This is a genomic window from Methyloversatilis sp. RAC08, from assembly GCF_001713355.1.
GTDB lineage: Bacteria > Pseudomonadota > Gammaproteobacteria > Burkholderiales > Rhodocyclaceae > Methyloversatilis.
This window is the reverse complement of the sequence record NZ_CP016448.1, coordinates 3,806,612-3,823,249: the sequence shown is the minus strand read 5'-3', so window position 1 is coordinate 3,823,249 and position 16,638 is coordinate 3,806,612. Positions and strand designations below refer to the sequence as shown.

Genomic DNA, 16,638 nt, shown 5'->3' with positions numbered 1-16,638 from the left:
CCCGCCCGATGCGACCCGGCAGCAAGCGGCTTCCTCGTCCAGCGGCGGACAGGAACCGGCATCCACTCATTCGACCGGCACGTGCCGGTCACGATCATCTGAAACCGACAGCCATCGGCGCCGACGCCGGTGCGTGCGTCCTCTCACGTGCGGGGTTCTCGACCCGACCGCCGGGCGACGCCGCTGACGGATCGTCGGCCGCGCGATTCGCGGTCAGTACTCGCAGGAAGCAGACCATGGAAAAGAAACGTCTTGTGATGGTGGGCAACGGGATGGCGGGCTGTCGCACGCTGGAGGAGCTGATCAAGATCGCGCCCGGGATGTACGACATCACGGTGTTCGGAGCCGAGCCGCATCCCAACTACAACCGCATCCTGCTGTCGCCGGTGCTGGCGGGCGAAATGACGGTGCAGGACATCATCCTGAACGACTGGGACTGGTACCGCGACAACGGCATCACGCTGCACGCAGGCAAGAAGGTGGTGAAGATCGACCGCATCGCGCGCAAGGTGGTGGCCGAAGACGGTACCGAAGCCGAATACGACCGCCTGCTGCTGGCGACCGGCTCCAATCCCTTCATCCTGCCGGTGTCGGGCAAGGACCTGCCGGGCGTGATCGCCTATCGCGACATCGCCGATACCGACGCGATGATCGAAGCGGCTGCGAACCACCGGCACGCGGTCGTGATCGGCGCCGGCCTGCTCGGTCTGGAAGCGGCCAATGGTCTTGCGCTGCGCGGCATGCATGTCACCGTGGTGCATCTGGGCGCATGGATCATGGAACGCCAGCTCGACCGGCCGTCGGCCGACATGCTGCAGGCCTCGCTGGAAAAGAAGGGGCTGGCCTTCCTGCTCGAGAAGCAGACCGAGTCGCTGATCGCCGGACCGGATGGCCGCGTGTCGGCGGTGCGCTTCAAGAGCGGCGAAACGATCCCGGCCGATCTGGTCGTGATGGCGGCCGGCATCCGCCCGAACACCACGCTGGCCGAATCGGCCGGCATCCACTGCAACCGCGGCATCGTCGCCAATGACACGATGCAGACTTACGACCCTAAGATCTACGCGGTCGGCGAATGCGTCAGCCACCGCGGCATCGCCTACGGTCTGGTCGCGCCGCTGTTCGAACAGGCCAAGGTGTGCGCCAACCACCTCGCGCAGTACGGCATCGGCACCTACAAGGGTTCGGTCACCTCGACCAAGCTGAAGGTGACCGGCATCGACGTGTTTTCGGCCGGCAACTTCACCGGCGGTCCGGGCTGCGATGACATCGTGCTGCACGACCCGTCTGGCGGCGTCTACAAAAGGCTCGTGCTGGAAGGCGAACGTCTGGTCGGTGCCTGCCTGTATGGCGACACGGCCGATGGCGCCTGGTACTTCCAGCTGATCAAGGACGGCCAGGACATCCACGCCGTGCGCGACCACCTGATGTTCGGCCAGAACCACCTGGGCGACGTCGGCCACAAGGGTCAGACGCAGGCCGCCTCGATGCCGGACACGGCCGAAGTGTGCGGCTGCAACGGCGTGTGCAAGGGCACCATCGTCAAGGCGATCAAGGAAAAGGGTCTGTTTTCGCTGGATGACGTACGCAAGCACACCAAGGCGTCGAGCTCCTGCGGTTCATGCACCGGCCTGGTCGAGCAGATCCTCGCCTCGTGCATCGGCGGCGCCTACACGCCGGCCAGCTCCACCTCCAAGGCGATGTGCGGCTGCACCGACATGAACCACGGCGACGTGCGTGCGGCGATCCGCGACCGCCATTACATCGACATTCCGACCGTGATGCGCGAACTGCAGTGGAAGACGCCCAATGGCTGCGCGTCATGCCGCCCGGCGCTCAACTACTACGTGCAATCGAGCTGGCCGCACGAGGCGAAGGACGACCCGCAGAGCCGCTACATCAACGAGCGCGCGCACGCCAACATCCAGAAGGACGGCACCTACTCCGTGGTGCCGCGCATGTGGGGCGGGCTCACCACGCCGAACGAACTGCGCGCCATCGCCGACGCTGCGGAAAAGTACAAGGTGCCGACCGTCAAGGTGACCGGCGGCCAGCGCATCGACCTGCTGGGCGTCAAGAAGGACGACCTGCCCGCCATGTGGGCCGACCTCGCGCAGGCCGGCATGGTGTCGGGCCACGCCTACGGCAAGAGCCTGCGCACCGTGAAGACCTGCGTCGGCGCCGAGCACTGCCGCTTCGGCACCCAGCTGTCGATGGGTCTGGGCGTGAAGCTGGAAAAGATGCTGTTCGGCATGTACAGCCCGCACAAGGTGAAGCTCGCCGTGTCCGGCTGCCCGCGCAACTGCGCCGAAGCCGGCATCAAGGACGTCGGCGTCATCGGCGTCGAATCCGGCTACGAAATCTACGTCGCCGGCAACGGCGGCATCAAGACCGAGGTGGCGCAATACTTCTGCAAGGTGACCAGCGACGACGAGGTGATGGAGTACTCCGGCGCCTTCCTGCAACTGTATCGCGAAGAAGGCTGGTACCTGGAACGGACGGTGCATTACATCGACCGCGTCGGCCTCGATTATGTGAAGGGCAAGGTGGTCGACGACGCCGAGAACCGCAAGGCCCTGTACGAGCGGCTGCTGTTTGCGCTGCAGGACTACAAGGATCCCTGGCTGGAACGCGCGCAGGCGGATGCGAAGTCCGACCTAGGCCGCGAATTCCGCACCATCGCCATCCGCCAGGCCATGCAGGCTTGATTTGGGGACTGGAAACTAGGGGCCAGGGATCAGGGGCTCACCCCTCGCGCGGCAAAGCCGCGCCTGTTCCCTGGCCCCCAGCCCCTCACCCCTAGCCCCTCCAGATACACAAACAGGAACCCTCATGAGCACCGAAACCATCACGTGGGCGCCGGTCTGTGCCCTCGAAGACATTCCCCACCTGGGCTCGCGCGTCGTGCGCAGCGACACCGGCGACATCGCCATCTTCCGCAATGACGAGCAGGTGTTCGCGGTGCATGACAAGTGCCCGCACAAGGGCGGGCCGCTGTCGCAGGGCATCGTCCACGGCAATACCGTCACCTGCCCGCTGCACAGCTGGAAGATCCAGCTCGATTCCGGCGACGCCATCGCACCGGACGTCGGCTGCACGCGCAGCTTCGAAGTGAAGGTCGAAAACGGGCAGGTGCTGCTGAAAGCCTGATCCACCGCGTACGCCCCGTCGGTCGGGGTGAACGCGGTCCCGCAGGTTGGGGTGAGCGTAGCGATGCCCAACAAGAGCTCGTTACACATCGCACTCGGAGGCATCAGCTCGTTGGGCATCGCTGCGCTCACCCCGACCTACACATGATTACCGATGTACCGCGGAGCGATGCTCAGCGACTCACCCATTTGATTCACCGCAATCCCGAAGAACGGCTGTCCGCAACGACGCGCGCAGGCCGGACCGATAACGGGGAGGTCATCCACCGATGGACAGGAAAGCATTTCTCAAGGCCGGCCACACGCCAACGCTGTTTGCCGCCTTTCTCTATTTCGATCTCGCCTTCATGGTGTGGGTGCTGCTCGGCCCGCTCGGCGTGCAGATCGCGCATGACCTGCAACTGACCCACGCGCAGAAGGGCTTCATGGTCGCCGTGCCGGTGCTCGCCGGCGCGCTGCTGCGCCTGCTGATGGGCGTGCTGGTCGACCACCTGCAGCCGAAGAAGGCGGGCGCGATCGGCCAGGTCATCGTCATCGCAGCGATGTTCGTCGCCTGGCACTTCGGCATCCAAAGCTACGAACAGGCACTGCTGTTCGGCTGCTTCCTCGGCTTCGCCGGCGCCGCCTTCGCGGTCGCGCTGCCGCTGGCGTCGCGCTGGTATCCGCCGGAACACCAGGGCACCGCACTGGGCATCGCCGGCGCCGGCAACTCGGGCACCGCGCTGGCCGCGCTGTTTGCGCCAGGCCTGGCGGTCGCGTTCGGCTGGGTCAACGTGTTCGGTCTGGCGCTGATCCCGCTGGTGGCCGTGTTCATTTTCTATCTGCTGGTGGCCAGGGACGCGCCTGAATGCCCGCCACCCAAGACGCTGGCCGAGTACCTGAAGGTGCTGCGCGACCGCGATGCCTGGTGGTTCATGTTCTTCTACAGCGTCACCTTCGGCGGCTTCGTAGGCCTCGCCTCGTCGCTGACCATCTACTTCAACACCCAGTACGGGCTGGACGCGCAGATGGCCGGTTACTTCACTGCCGCCTGCGTGTTCGCCGGTTCGCTGGTGCGGCCGATCGGCGGCAACCTCGCCGACCGCATTGGCGGCATCCGCACGCTGACCGTCATGTACGTGATCGCCGCCGCCTTCCTGTTCGGCGTGAGCTTCGGCCTGCCGCAGGCCTGGATGGCGGTGGTCGTGTTCGTCGGCGCCATGCTGGCGCTGGGCATGGGCAATGGCGCAGTGTTCCAGCTCGTGCCGCAGCGCTTCCGGCGCGAGATCGGCGTCATGACCGGTCTGGTCGGCATGGCCGGGGGCATCGGCGGCTTCTATCTCGCATCGTCGCTCGGCTATTCGCGCGAAGCCACCGGCAGCTACCAGACCGGCTTCATCATTTTCGGACTGCTGGCCGTGCTCGCGCTGGTCGGGCTGACGCGGGTAAAAACACGCTGGCGCACGACCTGGGGGGCCGCACACCTCACCAACGCACGCATCTGACGCAGGGTTCCCCGGTCATGACATTGAAGGTGTCCATCGGTCAGTGCTCGATCGCCGGGCCGCGACCGCGCAACGAGGATTTTGCCGGTGCGGTGACGCCCGCCGGCGAAACGCTGGACGCCAAAGGCTTGCTGTTCGCCGTGGCCGACGGCGTCGGCGGGCACGCCAACGGACGGGAAGCGGCCGAGCTCACCGTGCGCGGCCTGCTGAACGACTATTACGCCACGCCCGATACCTGGAGCATCACGCAGTCGATCGACCGGGTACTCGGTGCGCTCAATCGTTGGCTGATTGCGCACGCCGCGCGCACTCGAGAAACCGCGGGCATGGCCACCACGCTGTCTGCGCTGGTACTGCGCGGCACCCGCTGGCACCTCGCCCACGTCGGCGATTCGCGCATCTACCTGTACCGCGCCGGCTGCCTGACGCAGCTCACCGAGGATCACACCTGGGCGCACCCGGAACTGTCCAATGTGCTGCACCGCGCGGTCGGCCTCGATGCGCGCTTTGCAGTCGACCACGCCGACGGCGAACTCGAAACCGGCGACTGCTTCGTGCTGTTGAGCGATGGCGTCTGGAACACGCTGCACGACGAAGGCATCGCCGGCGAGCTGGCGTGCCACAGCGAACCCGAGTCGCTGGCTTCGGCGCTCGCGCTGCAGGCAGAAGCGCGCGGCGCCAACGACAACTGCACCGCGCTGGTGGTGCGCGTCGACGCGCTGGGGCAGGCGGCGCTGCGCGACCGCCTTGCGCAGGCTGCGCAACTGGAATTGCCGCCGCGGCTGCATGCGGACGATGTCATCGACGGACTGAAGGTCGAGGCGGTGCTGCACGAATCGCGCGTGACGCTGCTCTATCGCGTGCGAGATCAAGCAAGCGGCGACATCAAGGTGCTCAAGACCTTGCGCGCGGACGCGGCCGACCCGGATGCCATCGCCGCCCTGGTGCACGAGGAATGGCTCGCACGGCGCGTGGTGTCGCCATTGTTTCCGCAGGTGTCGAGCCATGCCGGTCGAAGCTGCCTGTATTACCTGATGAGCTGGCACGAGGGAGCGACGCTGCGTGCCCGGCTCGATGCTGGCCACCATTTCGATGTCGAGCAGACTGTCCGGCTGGGCTGCACCGTCCTGCGCGCGCTCGGCACATTGCACCGGCTCGGCATCGTGCATCGCGACATCAAGCCGGACAACCTGCACCTGGACGCTCAGGGCGCGTTGCGCGTACTCGACCTCGGCGTCGCGGCGTCCGATGGCGAAGCGTTTGGCGAGATCAATAACCCGGGTACGCCGAGCTACATGGCGCCGGAACTGTTTGCCGGCTCGGTCGCCAGCGAGTCGAGCGACCTGTTCGCGCTCGGCGTCACGCTGTACGAACTGCTGACCCGGCGTTACCCGTACGGCGAGATCGAACCTTTCCAGCGACCGCGTTTCGGCGATCCGCTGCCACCCACGCGTTTTCGCCCGCAAACACCGGAATGGCTCGAAGCGGCGTTGCTCAAGGCTGTGGCACGCACACCCGACTCGCGCTTCGAAACGGCCGAAGAGTTCCTGCTCGCGCTGGAACATGGCGCACACCGCCCGCTCGCCCTGCCGCGACGGACGCCGCTGATCGAACGTGCGTCGGTGCGGCTGCTGCGCGTATTGCTGACCCTGTCGGCACTGTTGAATCTGCTGCTGCTGTGGGCACTGCTATCGCAAGGACCGAACGCGGCGCGCACCAGTGGCATGCATGCACCATTCAGCGCGCCCCGCGAAGGAGCGCATGCGTACAGCTTCGCGGCAAAAGCGCTCACCCAGGCGCGCAAACAGGCCTTCAGGAACGTGGCATAAGCCTTGCTAAACGTCAGGCGGAGACAATAATGACCGACACCCGACACGAAACCCGCTCGACCTGCTGCTACTGCGGTGTCGGGTGCGGCGTGATCATCGAACACGACGGCAGCCGCATCAGCGGTGTTCGCGGCGACCCCGAGCATCCGGCGAATTTCGGCCGGCTGTGCTCCAAGGGGGCGACGCTGCACCTCAGTGCGAGGCCAGAAACGCGCGCGCTGCATCCGGAACTGCGCCTTGCGCGCGACGCGCAGCGCACGCGCGTCGGCTGGGATGCTGCGCTCGGCCATGCCGCCGAACGGTTTGCGTCCCTCATCGAAGCGCACGGCCCGGATTCGGTTGCCTTCTACATTTCCGGCCAGCTGCTGACCGAGGATTACTACGCCTTCAACAAGCTGGCGAAGGGCCTGATCGGCACCAACAATGTCGACACCAATTCGCGCCTGTGCATGAGTTCGGCCGTGTCGGCCTACAAGATGACGCTGGGCGCCGACGCGCCACCCTGCTCCTACGAAGACATCGACCAAACGGACTGTCTGCTGATCGCCGGTGGCAACCCGGCCTACGCGCACCCCATCGTCTATCGCCGCATCGAGGACGCGCGGCGCGCCAATCCGGCACTGAAGGTGATCGTCATCGACCCGCGTCGCACCGACACCGCGTCCGACGCGGACCTGCATCTGGCGCTTCTGCCCGGCACCGATGTCTGGCTGTTCAACGCCATGCTGCACGTGCTGCTGTGGGAAGGTCATGCCGACGACGCCTTCATTCGTGCGCACACCGAAGGCTTCGAGGCACTGCGCAGGCACGTGCGCGACGTGACACCGGCGGTCGCGGCGGAAATCTGCGGCCTGCGCGCCGAAGACATCGTCACCGCCGCGCAGTGGTTCGGTTCGGCGAAGGCCGCGATGTCGATGTGGTGTCAGGGCCTGAACCAGTCGCATCACGGCACGCACAACGGCACGGCGCTCATCGCGCTGCATCTGGCCACCGGCCAGATCGGCCGCCCGGGTGCCGGTCCATTCTCGCTGACCGGGCAGCCCAATGCGATGGGCGGACGCGAAGTCGGCGGCATGGCCAATCTGCTGTCCGGCCATCGTGACCTCGCCAACCCGGAACACCGGGCCGAAGTCGCCCGGCTGTGGGGTATCGATGAGGTCCCGGCGCAACCCGGCCTGACCGCGGTCGAGCTGTTCGAGGGTGTGCGCAGCGGCAAGGTTAAGGCGATCTGGATCGCCTGTACCAATCCGGCGCACTCGATGCCCGATCAGGCGCTGATCACCGAAGCGCTGCAGGCGGCCGAATTCGTCGTCGTGCAGGACGCCTGCCGCAGCACCGAAACGGCCGCCTTCGCCGACCTGCTGCTGCCGGCGACCACCTGGGGCGAAAAGGAAGGCACGGTCACCAACTCGGAACGCCGCATCACACATGTGAAGGCGGCACTGCCGGCACCGGGCGAAGCGCGCGCCGACTGGCGCATCGCCTGCGATTTCGCTCACGCGCTGGCGCCCCGGATCGGCCGCGACGCGATGAGTCTGTTCCCTTACGACACGGTGGAACAGCTGTTTGACGAACACGCCGGAACCACGCGCGGACGCGACCTCGACATCACCGGTCTGAGCTACGCACTGCTCGACCGGCTCGGTCCGCAGCAATGGCCCTTCCCCGCCGGCGCCGATGCCGGCCGGGCACGCCTGTACACCGAGTGCACGTTCGCGACCGCGGACGGCCGGGCACGCTTTGTCGTACCGGTCACCACCACCACCGCTGAAAAGATCGATGCGCGCTTCCCGCTGCACCTGAATACCGGCCGCCTGCGCGACCAGTGGCACTGCATGAGCCGCACCGGGCTGGTGGCGCAGCTGTACAGCCATGTCGACGAGCCACGCGTCGAGGTACACGCCGACGATCTGGCGCGCCGCGGTCTGGCAGACGGCGATCTGGTGCGCGTTCGGAGCCGGCGCGGCAACATCGTGCTGCGCGCGCACGCCAGCGCGGCCCAGCGACCGGGCAGCGCATTCGTCGCGATGCACTGGGGGCGCAACACGCTTTCGAACAGTGGTGCCAATGCACTGACTGCCGGCCGGACCGACCCCTACTCGAAGCAGCCGGAACTCAAGCACGCGGCAGTGCAGATCGCCCGCGCCGACCTGCCCTATCAGGCGCTGCTGCTACGCACCGAAGCCAGCGACGAGGCCGCCGTCAGTGCCGCGCTGCAGCGGTCGGAGGCGCTGGCTCCGGTGTTGGCACGGTTTGCCTACGCTGCACTGTCACTGGCCGGCCGGGAGCGCCCGGTGCTGGTGCTGCGCATCGCGCACGACGCACCTATTCCGGACGACTGGCTGGCCGACATAGACCGCATCTGCGCGCTCGACAACCCGGCCTGCCTGGTCTATCGCGACGCGCGGCGCGACATCACGAAGCGCGCGCTGATCGAGGACGGCCTGCTGACCGGCATACGGCTGACCGGCGAAACCGCAGCAGCCGGCTGGCTGCGTGACGTCATGACCGGACGCCAGCCGACGACCGATCTGCGGCGCTGGCTGTTCGCACCGCTGGTCACGCCGCCGGTGGCCACCGTCACGCGCGGGCGCATCGTGTGCAATTGCCTCGATGTCGCCGAGCCCGACATCGCGCTCGCCATCGACGCCGGTGCGGATCTGTTGTCGCTGCAGCAGTCACTGCGTTGCGGCACCTCATGCGGGTCCTGCGTGCCCGAGTTGAAACGCATGCTGGATGCACGACGGCAGGCGGCATAACAATATTTCGAGGAGACGAACATGAGCATGGAGCGAGTGCTGCGATGTTGAGCCAACAGACCCTGACAGACATGCTGTCCGCGTTGGGCCGCGGTGGCGAAGAAGGCCGGGATCTGGCGGAAGAAGAGGCATACGGCCTGTTCGCCGACATGCTGGACGGCCGCATTCCTGCGCTCGAACTCGGTGCCGTGCTGGCCAGCCTGCGCTGGAAGAACGAGTCGGCCGACGAGCTGGCCGGCTTTGCGCGCGCGCTCAACGAACGTGTCCCGGTCATCGAGCTGCCGCAGCATAGGCCTCGCATGGTGGTCATTCCAAGCTATTCGCGCGCCGGTCGGGCACCCAACCTGATGCCGCTGCTTGCGCTTATGCTGGCGCGTCTCGAAGTGCCCGTGCTGGTGCATGGACTCGTGGGCCATGGTACTCGGGCGGGCAGCATCGACGTGTTCGAGCGACTCGGGCATGCGCCCTGCAGCAGTCTGGCCGACGCGCAGACCACGCTGAACTCTGGGCGTTGTGCAGTGCTGCCGACCGAATTGCTCAGCCCTTCGCTGGACAGTCTGATCCGCCTGCGGGATCGCATGGGCAACCGCAATACTGCACACGTCGTCGCAAAGCTGCTCGATCCGGCACCGCTGCGCAGCCTGCGCGTCATCTGCGCGGCCGATGCCCAGCTCCTGTCGCGACTGCACGACATGTTCCTGCGCGCACCGGAGCGTGCGCTGCTGATGCGCGCCCCTGACGACGATTCGTTTGCCGATCCAATGCGCCGACCGCGCATCCAGATGTTCGAACACCAGACCGCCCGCACGCTGTTCGAAGCAGAGATCGGTACGCCGCAGCTGGTCAATCCGCTGCCGCCTGCGGAAGACATCGACGCCACCAGCGTATGCATACGTGAAATGCTGGAAGGTCACCGGGCCATCCCGCAACCGCTGCTCAACCAGGTGGCTGCCTGCCTGTTCGGCAGCGGTTCGGCACGCGACCTGACGCATGCCAAGGCCACCGTTTCGCTCGGGCTGGCGCACGCAACACCGCACTCGGCCCACTGACGCTCACCGCCGGAATCGGTGCTGCGCGGCGTCAGGCGCCGTTGGCGGACATCCAGTCAAGGCAGCGCTGCCAGCCATCCCTGGCGTCGGCTTCACGATAGCTCGGCCGGAAGTCGGCGTGAAAACCATGCGGCGCCTCCGGATACAGCACGATGTCCGACCGTCGCGCCGCCTCGGCCGGCGACTTCGTCAGGGCATCACGCATGGCATCGACGTCGCTGTTCGGAATGCCCTGATCCTTGCCGCCGTACAGGCCGAGCACCGGCGCCTTGAGCGCGTCGGCCAGATCGATCGGATGATTCGGCGTGAGCTCGCCCGGCAGGCCGTCAAGCTTGCCGTACCACGCCACACCGGCGCGCAGCGCGGGTTGATGCGCGGCGTACAGCCAGGTGATGCGGCCGCCCCAGCAGAAACCGGTTGCCGCCAGACGGGCCGCATCGCCACCGGACTGCGCGGCCCAGGCGACGCAGCTGTCGAGATCGCTCATCACCTGCGCATCGCCGACGCGCGACACGATGCGTTCGAGTATTTCCGGCACGCTGCTTATCTTCGACGGATCGCCCTGGCGAAAGTACAGCTCGGGCGCAATCGCGAAATAACCGGCCCGGGCAAAGCGCCGGCAGACATCACGGATATGTTCGTGTACGCCGAATATTTCCTGCACCACCAGCACCACCGGCGGCTTGGCCTTGCCTGCCGGGCGGGCGAAATAAACCGGCAGCTTCTGCGCATCGGCCGTATCGACCTCGGCCATGCCGGTGTCCAGACCTGTCGCGGGCGTCGTGATGATCTGCTGCGCCATCACCGGCTGCGCGGCCAGTGCGAAGCCGGCCACCGTTGCCGTACGCAGGAAGTCGCGCCGCTCCGGGTCGCCCGGCAGACCAGCGGCAGGTTTTGCAGCGCTCGAATCCACGGCCAGTCCTCCTCAGCGATTGATGAAGCCGGGCTCGCGTGCCGGCACCGAGTCTGAGAACTCGTTCAGCTGACGCGCCAGATCCATCTTGCCGGCGGTCGCCACCTGCGGCACGTAGTTGCGGAACAGTTCGCTGATCGCGGCACGCTCGCCGCCCTGGAACTGGCCGGCAACCGGGTACAGACGCTCGATCATGTCGATGCCTTCGGACCACTTGTTCTGCGCAGCGCAGGCGATCGACAGTTCGGCGAGGCGACGGGCCAGCGGCAGATCCGGGGCGCTGCCGGCGCGCTTTTCCTCGATGGTCAGCGATTCGCGCAACAGCTCCTCCGCACCTTCCCAGTTGCCGAGCATGCGCTTCAGTTGTGCATAGTTGTACAGGCGCTGCGACTTTGCATCCGGGGTGATCGCGTTTACATCCGGATGCATCAGCGCCTTGTAACAGAGCTCATCGGCCAGACCGATGTTGTTGTCGGCCCACGCAGCCCGGCATTCGCGGAAAAAACGGTCGGACTGGTTGTCCTGTGCGGCCGAACCGGCGCTCGCGCCGAGCAGGCAGAACGTCGCGGCAAGTGCCGTCAGCAGATGTTGTTGGCGGGTCATGATCAGATCTCCTCGTGATGGGTGCTGCGTCTTTTCTGGCCTCAGGCGAGGCGTCTTCTGAATATCCACTGCGTGTCCGACGACGCGCTGCCGTCGAAGGCGTAGCCGTCAACGGCAAAGTCCTTCAGGGCATCGACGTCCTCGATGCGATGGTCGGCTGCGTAGCGCGCCATCAGGCCGCGCGCGCGCTTGGCGAAAAAGCTGATCACCTTGTAGGTTTCACCCTTCCAGTCCTGGAACACCGGCTGGATCACTTCCGCCTTCAGCGTCTTGCGCCTGACGGCCTTGAAGTATTCGTCGCTGGCGAGGTTGACCAGCACCGGCCGCGAATCGTTCTCCAGCAGGGCGTTCAGCGCCTGCGCGGGCAGATCGCCCCAGAACGCGTACAGATCCCTGCCCGACGGATTGACCAGCCGGGTACTCATTTCCAGCCGGTAGGGCAGCATCAGGTCGAGCGGTCGCAGCACCCCGTAAAGCCCGGACAGGATGCGCACATGCTGCTGCAGCCAGTCGAGTCCGGCACGGTCGAGCGAACGGGCGTCGAGTCCGTCGTACACGTCGCCGTTGAACGCCAGCGCGGCCGGACGACCGCGCGGAGCGTCGTAGTCAGGCGTCCAGTCAGCGTAGCGTGCGGCGTTCAGCGCAGCCAGCGGATCGGAAATGCTCATCAGCGATGCGATGGCGGCCGGACTTTTGAGCTTCAGGATATCCACCAGCATGGCCGAGCGATCCAGAAAATCGGGCCGCGTCGCGCTGGCAGCGGGCAAGGGTGATTCGTAGTCGAGCGACTTGGCGGGAGACAGGACAATGATCATGGAAGTGACGCGAACAGGATTGACCCCCGATGGTAGCGTGCGCCATCGAACCCGTGCGCTGCTTGCCGGTCGCAGACCTGGACAAGGCGAATGGAGAAGCATGTTCAGCGAGTGTCGCCGGACTGCGGAGCGCACGCAGCAGCCCGTCTGCGGCGAGCCGCCCCACGTGCGGCGCCCAATGAAAACGGAGGTGCCGCAGTGCGGACACCTCCGTTGTTCCGGCCGGGCAAGCATGCACTTCCTGGGTCATGCCGGACAGTTCATCCGGGGCTGCGGATTCGCCGCGGCCCCGGGAAAGGAAACCGGTTACTTCTTGTTGATCGACTTCTTCAGCGCAGCGCCCGCGGTGAATTTCGCAGTCTTGGCAGCAGGAATCTTGATCGTGGCGCCGGTGCGCGGATTGCGGCCGGTACGGGCAGCACGCTTGCCGGTGGCAAAGGTACCGAAGCCGACCAGGGTCACTTTTCCACCCTTCTTCAGTTCGGTCGTGACAGATTCGAGAAAACCGTCGAGCAGACGACCTGCTGCGGCTTTGGAAACGTCAGCTTTCTTGGCGAGTGCTTCGATCAGTTCTGCTTTGTTCATCTAAGTCTCCTTCTTCGTTATGCGCAAATGCGCGCGGGAAAACCTGCAGGGATGATAGTGAGGCGCAGCGCGCTCCACAAGCGGCTTTGCAGACTTTCTTCATGAATTTGCGCGCCCTGTAGCCACTTTTTCTCCGCCAAGCCAGTTCCATGCCCGATTTGGCATCTACATGCCGATCCGGTTGGACACCCAGGTGCCCGAGGGGCATAATTCGCGACCATGAAATTTCTGTTCGATCTGCTGCCGGTCCTGCTGTTCTTTGCAGCCTACAAATTCGCCAACGCGTCGCCCGAGGCGTCCCATTCGCTGGTCACCCAGGCCCTGGGCGACGGCATCGCCGTCACCCAGGGCCCGATACTGATCGCCACCGCCGTCGCGATCATCGCGACGATAGGGCAGGTCCTGTGGCTGATGGCACGCGGGCGCAAGGTGGAAATCATGCTGTGGGTCAGCCTGGGCATCATCGTCGTGTTCGGCGGCGCGACGCTGCTGTTCCACGACGCGACCTTCATCAAATGGAAACCGACCGTGTTGTACTGGTTGTTCGCAGGCACGCTGGCCGGTGCCGCGCTGTTCCTGAAACGCAACCTGATCCGCAGCCTGATGCAGGCCCAGATCGAACTGCCCGAAGCCGTGTGGACGCGGCTCAATCTGTCATGGATCGGCTTCTTCGCGGCCATGGGCGTGCTGAATCTTTACGTTGCCTTCAGTTTCAGCGAGGAAACCTGGGTGGATTTCAAGCTTTACGGTGGCATGGGTCTCATGTTCCTGTTCGTGCTTGCGCAGGGGGCGATGCTGTCGCGTCACGTTGACGAGAAGAACTCCTGATCCGGCAGACTCGACGTGTCTGATCCAGCCCCGCCTTATCCTGTCCGCAACATTGCCGAGATCACAGAGGTGACGATGTTTTATGTTCTGATGGGTGAAGACGCGCCGGGCAGCCTGCCGAAGCGGCTCGCTGCGCGGCCTGATCACCTGCATCGCCTGCAGTTGCTGCAGGACGAAGGACGCCTGCTGCTGGCCGGTCCGATGCCGGCGATCGACGCGGTCGACCCGGGCGAAGCCGGTTTCAGCGGCAGCCTGATTGTCGCCGAGTTCGATTCGCTCGACGATGCGCGCGAATGGGCCGACGAAGACCCCTACACGGTTCAGGGCGTGTTCGAGCGCATCACGATCAAGCCCTTCCGCAAGGTATTTCCGCCGTGACTCAAGCCATGACAGTCGAATCCGCCATTCGCGAGCGGCTCGCAGCACTTGAACCGGCGGCGCTCGAACTGGTCGACGAATCACATCTGCACGCCGGACACGCCGGTGCGCGATCCGGCGGACGGCACTACCGGCTGTCCATCGAATCCGCCCGCTTCACGGGGCGACGGCTGATGGAACGCCACCGCCTCATCTACGCTGCACTGGGCGACCTGATGCAGCACGACATCCACGCCCTGTCGATCACGGCGCGCGCCCCCGGCGACGCGGACCCGGTTTGATCGACGACCTGTCCAACAGCAGTACCAGGCATTTACCCAGAAAGGTAACCCGATGAAACACACGTTCTCGATTCTGTCCCTCGCCGTCATGACTGCCTTCGCCGCACCGGCGATGGCGCAGCAGAAGGCGAAGGAAAAGCCGGCTGCCGCTTCGGCCGAGGGCGTGCTCGCCACGGTCAATGGCAAGACCATCCCGCAGGGCCGCGCCGACATCATGGTGCGCAATCAGATCGCCCAGGGACAGCAGGACGGCGAGCAGCTGCGCAACGCCGTGCGCGAAGAGCTGATCCGCCGCGAAGTGCTGACGCAGGCCGCGGCGACCAAGGGGCTGGACAAGAACGCCGCCCTGATGCATCAGGCGGATCTGGCCCGCCAGGCCGTGTTGATCCAGGCTTACCTGCAGGAGTACGTGCGCGCCAATCCGGTCAGCGAAGCGACCGTCAAGGCCGAGTACGACAAGGTGAAGGCCGGTCTGGGCGACAAGGAATACAAGGCGCGCCACATCCTGGTGAAGACCGAGGACAAGGCGAAGGAAATCATCGGCAAGCTGCAGGTCGGCGAAAAGTTCGAAGATCTGGCCAAGGACTCGGAAGATCCGGGCTCCAAGGACCGCGGTGGAGACCTCGGCTGGAGCGCGCCGGCCCAATACGTGAAGCCGTTCTCCGATGCGCTGGTCAAGCTCGAGAAGGGCAAGTTCACACCGCAGCCGATCCGCACCGACTTCGGCTACCACGTGATCAAGCTGGAAGACGTGCGCGACCTGAAGGTGCCGCCGTTCGAAGAAGCCAAGGCGCAGATCGCCCAGCGCCTCGAACAGCAGACCATCGCAGCGCACGTTAACGAACTTCGCCAGAAGGCTTCGGTCAAATAAGTCCTGCGTCCGGTTCCGGGTGCGCTTACCTCAACCTGCGTGTCATCGAGCCGTTAAAGCGGACGGATGAGATGAAGAAGGAGGACGCGAAATGTCTCGCGATGCACCCGAATCCGGCGTCGAGCCGGGTGAGTTGCTGAACGCGCCTGCCGAGCCGTTCTGGCGCGTCTGGTGGCGGTTCGTCTGGCCCTTCCTGTACTTCCGTGACTGCACGCGTGGCAGCTGGCTGGAGCGCGTGCAGAGCTACCGCCACAACCGGTCGATGCGCCGCTACCTGCCGGGCTTCATCCTGAAGTGGCTGGTGTTCACGGCGTTCTTCTTCACCTTCGGGCACTTCTTCGACGATGCAGCCGGTCTGGTCATCCCGGCTGCCTGCTGCTTCGTCACCGGTACGTGGACCGGTGTCGTGTCCATCGTGCTGTTCATCGCCTGGGGCTGGCTGGAACGTTTTCCGGAACTGTACTGAGCGAAACGACGGGTGGTGGGTGACACCCGCCACCCTCTGCCCCGCTCCTCAGCGGGCAGCCAGCCGCGCCGCCTGCTCCGCCACCCGCTGGCCGAACAGCCGTGCAGTCTGCAGATCCCCTTCGAGCATTTCCTCTACCGACGCATCGGACGGCGTAGACGCCATCGCGCCGGCGAAGGACGCCACGTAATTGATGTCGTTGCGCGTGGCCGCCTTGCTGTTGCTCGGCATCAGGCCGGTGCCGACCCACAGCATGCTGTGCTGCATCGCCAGCGTCACCAGGTAATGCAGTGTCGAATGCTTGTCGCCATTCATCGAGGCGGAATTGGTGAAGCCGGCTGCCAGCTTGTCCTTCCACTTCTGACCGAACCAGGGCTTGGAACTCGCGTCGGCGAATTTCTTGAACTGCCAGGATACGGTGCCCATGTAAGTCGGGCTGCCGAACACGATGGCATCGGCGGAGGCCAGCTTGTCCCAGGCTGCGTCCGGCACATTGCCTTGCGCATCGACTTCGATAGCATGCACCTCGGCGGCCTGTGCGGCACCGTCGGCGACGGCCTGGGCCATGCGGCGGGTGTGGCCATAGCCACTGTGGTAAACGATCGCTACCTGTGTCATGTCGGACTCCTTC

At 65.4% G+C, this 16,638-nt stretch carries 16 protein-coding genes; 11 read left to right on the top strand and 5 right to left on the bottom strand.

Features of this window, described 5'->3' with window-relative positions; genetic code table 11:
- Positions 1–236: 236 nt before the first annotated feature.
- The 6 genes from nirB to ybiB all read left to right on the top strand — a co-directional run bounded on the left by nirB (position 237) and on the right by ybiB (position 10,267).
- A complete protein-coding gene (gene nirB, locus BSY238_RS17355; protein WP_069040247.1) occupies positions 237–2,705 on the top strand; it encodes a nitrite reductase large subunit NirB in 2,469 nt (822 codons plus the stop codon).
- A gap of 124 nt (positions 2,706–2,829) precedes the next feature.
- Positions 2,830–3,147, top strand: a complete 318-nt coding sequence (nirD, locus tag BSY238_RS17350; protein WP_069040246.1) for a nitrite reductase small subunit NirD — start codon at positions 2,830–2,832, stop codon at positions 3,145–3,147.
- Between the two features lie 268 nt (positions 3,148–3,415).
- Positions 3,416–4,630 (top strand): nitrate/nitrite transporter, encoded by a 1,215-nt coding sequence (locus BSY238_RS17345; protein ID WP_069040245.1) that lies wholly within the window; start codon positions 3,416–3,418, stop codon positions 4,628–4,630.
- A gap of 17 nt (positions 4,631–4,647) precedes the next feature.
- Positions 4,648–6,459 (top strand): bifunctional protein-serine/threonine kinase/phosphatase, encoded by a 1,812-nt coding sequence (locus BSY238_RS17340; protein ID WP_083224091.1) that lies wholly within the window; start codon positions 4,648–4,650, stop codon positions 6,457–6,459.
- 29 nt (positions 6,460–6,488) lie between these two features.
- Positions 6,489–9,218: a nitrate reductase gene (locus BSY238_RS17335; protein ID WP_069040244.1), complete on the top strand. Its 2,730-nt coding sequence runs from the start codon at positions 6,489–6,491 to the stop codon at positions 9,216–9,218.
- Positions 9,219–9,262: 44 nt separating this feature from the next.
- Positions 9,263–10,267, top strand: a complete 1,005-nt coding sequence (ybiB, locus tag BSY238_RS17330; RefSeq protein ID WP_069040243.1) for a DNA-binding protein YbiB — start codon at positions 9,263–9,265, stop codon at positions 10,265–10,267.
- Positions 10,268–10,298: 31 nt separating this feature from the next.
- Here the strand turns inward: ybiB and BSY238_RS17325 are convergent, their stop codons facing one another.
- The 4 genes from BSY238_RS17325 to BSY238_RS17310 form a co-directional block, all read right to left on the bottom strand.
- Positions 10,299–11,180, bottom strand: coding sequence for a dienelactone hydrolase family protein (locus tag BSY238_RS17325; protein ID WP_223300197.1), 882 nt, complete (start codon positions 11,178–11,180; stop codon positions 10,299–10,301).
- Between the two features lie 12 nt (positions 11,181–11,192).
- Positions 11,193–11,783, bottom strand: coding sequence for a hypothetical protein (locus BSY238_RS17320; protein WP_069040241.1), 591 nt, complete (start codon positions 11,781–11,783; stop codon positions 11,193–11,195).
- Between the two features lie 41 nt (positions 11,784–11,824).
- Complete coding sequence (yaaA, locus tag BSY238_RS17315) at positions 11,825–12,598, bottom strand: peroxide stress protein YaaA (protein WP_069040240.1); 774 nt, start codon at positions 12,596–12,598, stop codon at positions 11,825–11,827.
- Positions 12,599–12,904: 306 nt separating this feature from the next.
- Positions 12,905–13,183 (bottom strand): HU family DNA-binding protein, encoded by a 279-nt coding sequence (locus tag BSY238_RS17310; RefSeq protein WP_069040239.1) that lies wholly within the window; start codon positions 13,181–13,183, stop codon positions 12,905–12,907.
- 219 nt (positions 13,184–13,402) lie between these two features.
- Here BSY238_RS17310 and BSY238_RS17305 point away from each other — a divergent pair, with 219 nt between their 5' ends.
- The 5 genes from BSY238_RS17305 (at position 13,403) to BSY238_RS17285 (ending at position 16,007) form a co-directional block, all read left to right on the top strand.
- Positions 13,403–14,011 carry a septation protein A gene (locus BSY238_RS17305; protein WP_069040238.1) on the top strand — a complete coding sequence of 203 codons (609 nt, stop codon included), beginning with the start codon at positions 13,403–13,405 and terminating at the stop codon, positions 14,009–14,011.
- A gap of 75 nt (positions 14,012–14,086) precedes the next feature.
- Complete coding sequence (locus BSY238_RS17300; protein WP_069040237.1) at positions 14,087–14,389, top strand: YciI family protein; 303 nt, start codon at positions 14,087–14,089, stop codon at positions 14,387–14,389.
- An 8-nt stretch (positions 14,390–14,397) separates the two neighbouring features.
- The gene (locus tag BSY238_RS17295) at positions 14,398–14,670 is read left to right on the top strand and encodes a BolA family protein (RefSeq protein ID WP_069040236.1); all 273 of its coding nucleotides are present in this window, start codon (positions 14,398–14,400) and stop codon (positions 14,668–14,670) included.
- 52 nt (positions 14,671–14,722) lie between these two features.
- Positions 14,723–15,541 (top strand): peptidylprolyl isomerase, encoded by an 819-nt coding sequence (locus BSY238_RS17290; protein WP_069040235.1) that lies wholly within the window; start codon positions 14,723–14,725, stop codon positions 15,539–15,541.
- 91 nt (positions 15,542–15,632) lie between these two features.
- A complete protein-coding gene (locus tag BSY238_RS17285; RefSeq protein ID WP_069040234.1) occupies positions 15,633–16,007 on the top strand; it encodes a hypothetical protein in 375 nt (124 codons plus the stop codon).
- Positions 16,008–16,055: 48 nt separating this feature from the next.
- On the opposite strand, the gene BSY238_RS17280 is transcribed toward BSY238_RS17285, so the two are convergent.
- Positions 16,056–16,625, bottom strand: a complete 570-nt coding sequence (locus tag BSY238_RS17280; RefSeq protein WP_069040783.1) for a flavodoxin family protein — start codon at positions 16,623–16,625, stop codon at positions 16,056–16,058.
- Positions 16,626–16,638: the final 13 nt, after the last annotated feature.

Coding starts and splice junctions, on each gene's coding strand:
- nirB (WP_069040247.1), top strand. CDS start 237: ATGGAAAAGAAACGTCTTGTGATGGTGGGCAACGGGATGGCGGGCTGT.
- nirD (WP_069040246.1), top strand. CDS start 2,830: ATGAGCACCGAAACCATCACGTGGGCGCCGGTCTGTGCCCTCGAAGAC.
- BSY238_RS17345 (WP_069040245.1), top strand. CDS start 3,416: ATGGACAGGAAAGCATTTCTCAAGGCCGGCCACACGCCAACGCTGTTT.
- BSY238_RS17340 (WP_083224091.1), top strand. CDS start 4,648: ATGACATTGAAGGTGTCCATCGGTCAGTGCTCGATCGCCGGGCCGCGA.
- BSY238_RS17335 (WP_069040244.1), top strand. CDS start 6,489: ATGACCGACACCCGACACGAAACCCGCTCGACCTGCTGCTACTGCGGT.
- ybiB (WP_069040243.1), top strand. CDS start 9,263: ATGTTGAGCCAACAGACCCTGACAGACATGCTGTCCGCGTTGGGCCGC.
- BSY238_RS17320 (WP_069040241.1), bottom strand. CDS start 11,783: ATGACCCGCCAACAACATCTGCTGACGGCACTTGCCGCGACGTTCTGC.
- yaaA (WP_069040240.1), bottom strand. CDS start 12,598: ATGATCATTGTCCTGTCTCCCGCCAAGTCGCTCGACTACGAATCACCC.
- BSY238_RS17310 (WP_069040239.1), bottom strand. CDS start 13,183: ATGAACAAAGCAGAACTGATCGAAGCACTCGCCAAGAAAGCTGACGTT.
- BSY238_RS17305 (WP_069040238.1), top strand. CDS start 13,403: ATGAAATTTCTGTTCGATCTGCTGCCGGTCCTGCTGTTCTTTGCAGCC.
- BSY238_RS17300 (WP_069040237.1), top strand. CDS start 14,087: ATGTTTTATGTTCTGATGGGTGAAGACGCGCCGGGCAGCCTGCCGAAG.
- BSY238_RS17295 (WP_069040236.1), top strand. CDS start 14,398: ATGACAGTCGAATCCGCCATTCGCGAGCGGCTCGCAGCACTTGAACCG.
- BSY238_RS17290 (WP_069040235.1), top strand. CDS start 14,723: ATGAAACACACGTTCTCGATTCTGTCCCTCGCCGTCATGACTGCCTTC.
- BSY238_RS17285 (WP_069040234.1), top strand. CDS start 15,633: ATGTCTCGCGATGCACCCGAATCCGGCGTCGAGCCGGGTGAGTTGCTG.
- BSY238_RS17280 (WP_069040783.1), bottom strand. CDS start 16,625: ATGACACAGGTAGCGATCGTTTACCACAGTGGCTATGGCCACACCCGC.